The following is a 6,874-nucleotide window of genomic DNA, read 5'->3' as shown; positions in this document are numbered from 1 at the left end:
GGCGCGCGCCTCGGCCGGCCAGCGCGTCGGCGACCGCGTCGGCGGCCGTCCGCACCTGCGAGTGGTCCGGGACCACGATCGCCGCCAGCCGCGGCGGCGCGGCCACGTCCTGCGGTGCAGCGGCGACCAGCCTCTCCGCCGGGACGTCCGCGGGCCGCACGCGCAGCCCGAGCGCGTCGTTCACCTGCCAGGCGACGAGCCCGCCGAGTCCGAAGAGGACGGTCAGGACGGCGGCCACCCGCCACCGGCGCCGTCGTTGATCGTCCCGCACCCGGCCATCCTGGCACGGATGCCGGCCGGTCAGCCGCGCCGTGCCGAGACCGTCATGCGGGTGGCGCCGTAGAACTCCGCGTCATGGAAGGTGATGTCGTCGCCGACTCGTAGTTCGGCCAGCTCGTCGAAGAGGCGGTTGAGCGCGATACCGGCCTCCAGCCGCGCCAGGGGCGCGCCGAGGCAGAAGTGGATGCCGTGGCCGAAGGCGAGGTGCTTGTTCGGATCACGGTGGAGGTCGAACCGGTCCGGGTCGCCGAACTGCCGCTCGTCGTGGTTCGCCGACAGCACCGAGACCGTGACGAACCCGTTCGCCGGCACGACCTCGCCCGCGACCGGCACGTCCTCGTCGGCGATCCGGTACGCCTGCGACACCGGTGGCCGGCATCGCAGCACCTCCTCGATCGCCGCCGGCACCAGTGACCGGTCCGTGCGGAGGCGTTGCTCCACGCCGGGGTTGTCCCGCAGGCACAGCAGGACGTTGCCGAGCAGCAGCGTGGTGGTGACGTACCCGGCGGTGAGCAGCATCGAGGCGAGCGCCGCCACCTTCGTGTCGGGAGCCGCTCGCCGTCGAGCTCGGCGGCCACGAGGTCGCTGAGCAGGTCGTCGGATGGGTGCTCCCGGCGGCGCCGGACCTCGGCCAGCAGGTACGCGTCGAGGTTCCTTGGTCGCGTCGGCGACGATCCGCCCCAACTCCTCGGGCGGCAGCGCCGGATCGACGCGCAGGCCGAGCGAGCGGTCCGTGCAGTCCTTGAAGAACGCCCGGTCCGCCGGTGACACCCCGAGCAGCTCCACGATCACGATCAACGGGAGCGGGTAGGCCACCGCGTCGACGATGTCGAACTCGCCGTCGGGCAGCCCGGTGATCAGCTCGGCGGCGATGTCGGCGATCCGCGGGCGCAGCCGCGCCACGGTCTTCGGGGTGAACGCCTGGCTGACGAGGCCGCTCAGCGGCCGGTGCGTGGGCGGGTCGGTCCACATCAGGTTCGCGCTGAGCTTCTCGGGGGTCGATGAACGGCATGAGGCGGCCGAGGTTCGACGAGAAGCGCGGGTCGGAGAGGATCGCCTGGAAATCGGCGTATCGGGTACACGTGGTGCCCGCCGTTCGCGTCCACCCGGTGCGGCTGCTCGGCACGCATCCGCGCGAGCCAGGTCAGTCGCTCGGCACCGCCGTCGGTGAGCGGCGGCATCGTGGACAGCTCCGCTGTTGCCATGTTCTCTCTCAGGTCACGGGCTGATCGCCCGGTCGAACATCGCCACCAGCTGGGCGGCGAATGCCGTCAGGTCCGCGGTGGGGTCGATCGCGGCCTCGAGCGTGATCGCGTCGACGGCCTGCCGGAACATCACCGCGACCACGTGCGGGTCGAACTCGCCGAGCTCGCCGGCGGCCTGGCCCTCGGCGAGGAGCAGGCGGATGCCCTCCACCCCGGCGCCGGCCGGATCCGCGGCGAGCCGCGTCCGGCCGGGCAGCGAGCGGGTCTGGTTCCACGTCTCGAGGCCGGCGAGCGCGTAGGTCCGGTTGCCGTCGATGAAGGCCGCGATGGTCTCGATGGCCACCCGGAGCTTGTCCCGCGCGCCGCCGGCCGCGGCGATGCGTTCGGGCAGTTGCGCGGCGCTGGCCGTCGACACGGCCATCAGCACCTGCTCGACGAGCTCGTCCTTGTTGGCGAATTGGTAGAGCACCACGCTCTTGGCCACTCCAGCCCGCTGCGCGATCCGCGCCAGGGACGCCTGCGCGAACCCTTCCTCGACGATCACCTCGATGGCGCACGCGGTCAGTAGCCCGGCCCGTCGTAGCCGCCACCGCCACCCGCGCCGGTCGAGGGAGTGGGCGTGCTCTCGCCGTCGACCTTCGCCACGTGCCAGACGAAGTGGGTGCCGCCGAAGTCGTCCTCGAGGTTGTCGCCCTCGACGTCGCCCGCGGACTTGTCCAGCTGGAAGGTGTAGAGCGGCTTGCCCGCGTAGGTGAGCTGGTCCTGCCCGTTGTCCGAGCGGCGGACGACGTCGAGCGCGGGCACGCCCGGGGCGGCCGGCGCCGTGCCCTCGGAGGTCGTCGCCGGGAACCAGAACCCGAGGCAGTCGTCGACGCAGCGGATCGTGCCGTCCGCCTCCTGGTCGGCGAAGTAGAGCGTCTTTCCAGACGCGTCGACGAGAATCCTGCCCAGCTCCGGATGCTCCTCGGTGCGCACCGCCACGGTGGCCGACGAGGTGTCACCGTCGCCGGAGCCCTCCCCGGTGCCGTCGCCGGCGGCGCCGCCCGAGTCGCACGCGGCGAGCAGGGCCGCCGTGCCGAGCGTCATGACGAGGCGGGCCACGAGGCCCGTCGCGGCGCGGGTGACGAGGACAGGTCGTGCCGCGCTGCTGTTGTCCTGAGTAGACATTGCTGCTCCTCCGTCGCAACCACGTGTGCGGTGGTTACGCCGCGCGGCGCCGGAGGGTTCGACGAATGCGGGGTTGTGTGATTTCCGTGACCACGTTGAACCTTTCGTTCCCGTGGCGCGTAATGGATCGTGCGCGTCGGTCTCCGGGCCGACCGGCGGGATCGGGTGCCGGGAAAGCCGTCGGGCCCACAACCGGGCGACATTTCCCGGCGAAGTCGATCACGAAACAAGTTTCCTCGGACGGCATGGACGTTCGCGAGCGATCCGTGCGCACGGAATGTCACTCGAATGGGGGTAGGCGGTCCCCGGGCGGACCAACCGGCGGATGGAAGCGCGGCCGAGGGCACCCGTTCGGATGGTTTCGGCGAGCCGTGACCGACCCGTTTCGACCCGGGTCGTTTCGTGCTGTGGTGCGGATATGCGCGGCATATCCCGATCTCGGCGGAAATCGGGACGCCGGCCGGCGTGCGGCACGCCCACGATCACGGCTTGCGCCGGCCGTCGCCAGCGTCGAGATTCGAACCTGCCCGCAGCACGGTCCGCTGCGCGCGTGGAGCAGTCCGGGGTTCGTCGCGAAGGGATCGTGGGAATGCCAGGCAGAAGCCGACGCCAGCACGCGCTCGCCACACTTTTCGTCCTGTTTGGACACGGCGGATGAGCGCACCCGGCGAGCGCCTGGCGGTCATCGGGCAGGGCTACGTCGGCCTGCCCATCGCCGTGCGTGCGGTGCGCACCGGCTTCTCCGTCGTCGGCGTCGACCTCGACGAGTGCCGGATCGACGCGCTCGTCTCCGGGCGGTCCTACGTGCCCGACGTGACCGACACGCAGCTGGCCGCCGCGCTCGCGACCGGCCGGTACCTGCCGACGGCCGGCTACGCGGACGTCGCCGGCTTCGACGCGGCGATCATCACGGTGCCGACGCCGCTGACCGAGTGCCGGCCCGACCTGTCCTTCATCGAGGCCGCCGGCCGTGAGCTCGCCCGCCACCTCGGTCCGGGCGCGACGGTCGTGCTGGAGTCGACGACCTACCCGGGCACGACCGAGGAGCTGCTCGTGCCGCTGCTGGAGGCCGGCAGCGGGCTGACGGCGGGGCGCGACTTCGCCGTCGGGTACAGCCCGGAGCGGCTCGACCCGGGCAACCCCCGGTGGCACCTCGTGAACACGCCCAAGCTCGTGTCCGGCATCGACGAGCGGTCGCTGGCGGCCGTGCGGGCGTTGTACGACCGGCTGGTGGACACCACGGTAGTGGTCGCCGCCCCCAAGGAGGCCGAGCTCGCCAAGCTGCTGGAGAACACCTTCCGGCACGTCAACATCGCGCTCGTCAACGAGATCGCCATGTTCGCCCGGGACCTGGGCGTGGACGTGTGGGCGGCCATCGACGCCGCGTCGACCAAACCGTTCGGCTACCAGCGGTTCACGCCCGGGCCGGGGGTCGGTGGGCACTGCCTGCCGATCGATCCCACCTACCTCTCCTGGCAGGTCCGCCGCCGGCTGCACCGCAGCTTCCGCTTCGTGGAGCTGGCCAACGACGTCAACGACCACATGCCGGACTACGTCGTGCGACGGCTCGCGGCCGCGCTCAACCGGCGGCACAAGGCGGTGGCGGACAGCCGGCTCCTCGCGCTGGGTCTGGCCTACAAGCCCAACACCGGTGACGTCCGGGAGTCGCCGGCACTCCGGGTCGTCGAGCTCCTCACGGAGCTGGGCGCGGCCGTCGAGGTGGTCGACGCCCACGTCGAGCCGCACCGGTGTCCGGCCGGAGTGAAGACCGTCGAGCTCACCGAGGACAGCGTGCGGCTCGCCGACGCGGTCGTGCTGCTCACCGACCACGACGGCGTCGACTACGAACTCGTGGAGCGCACCGCGGACCTGGTGCTCGACACCCGGCACCGCCTCAGCGCCGAGCACGTGGAGTACCTGTGACGCCTGGAAGGACGCCTTGCTGACGTTCAACGTCAGCAAGGCGTCCTTCCAGGCTAGTGCAGTTCGGAGTTGGCTCTCGTCAGCGTGGCGGCTCGGGTTCGGCAGTCCGGGCAGGCGCGCAGGTGGCGGTTGATCTTGTGGGACAGCGGCGACGGGATGCTGTGCCGGACGTACCCGGCCAGCTTGTTCGCCGTCGGGCGGCATTCCCGGCGGAGAGGCTCCGGCACCTGCATGCGCAGGTATGCCTGTCGTAACCCCTCCCGCGCGCGGTAGGCCAGCGCCGCCACGCTGTTGGGTCGCATACCCAGCAGTGGCGCCACGTGCGCGGGCGACTCGTCCTCGACCTCGGTGTGCCACAAGACCATCCGCCACCGCTCGGGCAGGCTCGCGAACGCGTCCGCGGCGACCGTGGCCTGCCAGCGCTGGATCACCGGTTCGTCGACGGCCCCGGTCGGGCACACGTCCGGCACCTCGGCGTACAGCGCCGTCGCCGCGCCCCGCGTCGTGCCCTGGACGGCCGTGTTCCGCAAGGTGACCAACAGGTACGGCCGGAACTCGTCGTCGGGGCCACGGCCATCGCGCAGCACCCGCAGCACCCGGGTGAACGCCTCGGCGACGAGGTCCTCGCGCTCGGCGGGCACCTTCACGAGGCAGGCCGCCGCCCGCTTGGCGGCCACCAGGTGCCGCTCGTAGAGCACCCCGAACGCCGACGGGTCCCCATTCCGGACCGCCGTGATCAATTCCGTGTCGGAGACCCGCTCCAGTGCCTCGGTCACCAGAATCCCCTCGAGCCAGTGGGCTTTCCCACGACATTGTCCTACGCGGTGCCCGGATATTCCGAAATCCGCGTCGCTGACAACTAGAACGAATGAATCTCGTCCGAGTTGCGGCCCAGTGGCTGGTCGTCCGGCGAGTAATTGACATACGTGCTTGTCATTTTCTTCGGCGCGCCAGCCGGACGACGGGATGCCCGGGCGCCGGCACGTTCAAACACCTATCCCCGGGAACTCTTTTCGCGGAAGTACCGGCTCAGCGAACCGGGTCCCGCGCGGCGTTTCCGCCGGGTTACGGGCCGCCGGTCCGGCGTGAGGGGCGGGGTCGCCATGCCGGCGCCGTCGCGCATCCCGGCCAGCAGCTCGGAGACCGCGGCGGCGGCATCGTGGTCGGGCTGCCAGCCGAGCTCGGTGTGTGCCCGGGTCGCGTCGAGCAGCGGCAGTCGCAGCGCCGCGTCGAACAGGTCCGGCGACGCCGGTGTCGCGTGCAGCCGCCAGGCCGCCGCGAGCGGGCCGCGCAGCGCCGCGGCGGGCAGCTTCACCACGCGGGCGCCGAGGATCTCGGCCAGCATGGCCGCGTCGAGGACCGGGTCGGTCGCGAGGTTGACGGGCCCGCGGATGTCGCCGAGCGCGGCGAGCCGGTAGGCCCGCGCCGCGTCGTCGGTGTGTAGCGCCTGCAGTCGCAGCCCCGGCACGTCGGGCACCACGGGGACGAAGCGGACCATGCCGCCGCGCACCAGCGGGCCGGCGAACAGCCGTCGCTGCTCGCTCGCCGACTCCCGCTTGAACAGGAACGTCGGGCGCATCCGTACGACGCGGACCTCCGGGTGGTCCCGCTCGTAGGTGTCCAGCACCCGCTCCAGGTAGGACTTCTCCCGCGGGTACGAGGCGGCCGGCCACCCGTGGGTCGGCCAGTCCTCGGTGACCTTTCGGTCCTTGGGCCCCGGCGAGTAGGCGCCGACCGACGACGCGTACACCAGCGACGGGACGCCGGCCCGGGCGACCGCGTCGAACAGCCGGATGCCGCCGAGCACGTTGGTACGCCACGTGGTCACCGGGTCGCGGGCGGGCTGGAACATCCAGGCCAGGTGGATGACGACGTCGGCGCCGCCGAGCAGCGGGCCGAGGTCGGTGCGCTCGTCGGCCAGGTCGGCGACCTCCCAGGTGAGCTTCTCGCAGGACCACTCCGGCCGCCGCCGCGCGATGCCGATGATCGAGCCGACCGCCGGGTCCGTCGACAGCTCCCGCACCACGCTGGTGCCCACGTTCCCGCTCGCTCCGGTGACCACGATTCGCCTGTTCATCGCCTGCCTCCTCGCTCGAACCACCCGGTTACCCGGCCGGTTCGGCGGTAATCGGGCGCCCGTGCGGGGAAAACCCCTTAGTGGCCCCGCATGTGGTTTCCGGTATCCCCGTAGTGGGGTGTGCGGGGAGGGGGATTGCCCGGATGGCGGGTGTGCTGGGTGGTTCTAGCTTGGGTGTCGGCGGGACGGGATGTCCGGCCGGGAGGAACGAAAAGTTGTTGCT

Annotated in this window: 7 protein-coding genes; 1 reads left to right on the top strand and 6 read right to left on the bottom strand. The window is 71.7% G+C overall.

Annotated elements, in window-relative coordinates; all coding sequences use genetic code 11:
- The 4 genes from ACRDTB_RS36685 to ACRDTB_RS36670 form a co-directional block, all read right to left on the bottom strand.
- On the bottom strand, positions 1 to 271 hold a 271-nt coding region (locus ACRDTB_RS36685; RefSeq protein ID WP_431436859.1), incomplete at its 3' end, for a hypothetical protein.
- Positions 272 to 300: 29 nt separating this feature from the next.
- Complete coding sequence (locus ACRDTB_RS36680; RefSeq protein WP_431436858.1) at positions 301 to 1,251, bottom strand: cytochrome P450; 951 nt, start codon at positions 1,249 to 1,251, stop codon at positions 301 to 303.
- Positions 1,252 to 1,497: 246 nt separating this feature from the next.
- On the bottom strand, positions 1,498 to 2,028 hold the full coding sequence (locus tag ACRDTB_RS36675; protein ID WP_431436857.1) for a TetR/AcrR family transcriptional regulator: 531 nt from the start codon (positions 2,026 to 2,028) through the stop codon (positions 1,498 to 1,500).
- A gap of 17 nt (positions 2,029 to 2,045) precedes the next feature.
- Positions 2,046 to 2,651: a COG4315 family predicted lipoprotein gene (locus ACRDTB_RS36670; protein WP_431436856.1), complete on the bottom strand. Its 606-nt coding sequence runs from the start codon at positions 2,649 to 2,651 to the stop codon at positions 2,046 to 2,048.
- 654 nt (positions 2,652 to 3,305) lie between these two features.
- Here ACRDTB_RS36670 and ACRDTB_RS36665 point away from each other — a divergent pair.
- Complete coding sequence (locus ACRDTB_RS36665) at positions 3,306 to 4,574, top strand: nucleotide sugar dehydrogenase (RefSeq protein WP_431436855.1); 1,269 nt, start codon at positions 3,306 to 3,308, stop codon at positions 4,572 to 4,574.
- Between the two features lie 53 nt (positions 4,575 to 4,627).
- Here the strand turns inward: ACRDTB_RS36665 and ACRDTB_RS36660 are convergent, their stop codons facing one another.
- Together ACRDTB_RS36660 and ACRDTB_RS36655 are read right to left on the bottom strand one after the other, a co-directional pair.
- Positions 4,628 to 5,350 carry an RNA polymerase sigma factor gene (locus ACRDTB_RS36660; protein WP_431436854.1) on the bottom strand — a complete coding sequence of 241 codons (723 nt, stop codon included), beginning with the start codon at positions 5,348 to 5,350 and terminating at the stop codon, positions 4,628 to 4,630.
- Between the two features lie 218 nt (positions 5,351 to 5,568).
- Positions 5,569 to 6,651, bottom strand: coding sequence for an NAD-dependent epimerase/dehydratase family protein (locus tag ACRDTB_RS36655; RefSeq protein WP_431436853.1), 1,083 nt, complete (start codon positions 6,649 to 6,651; stop codon positions 5,569 to 5,571).
- Between the last annotated feature and the right edge of the window lie 223 nt (positions 6,652 to 6,874).

This window comes from Actinophytocola sp. (assembly GCF_050699935.1).
Lineage (GTDB): Bacteria > Actinomycetota > Actinomycetes > Mycobacteriales > Pseudonocardiaceae > Actinophytocola.
This window is presented reverse-complemented; position numbering and strand designations above follow the sequence as displayed.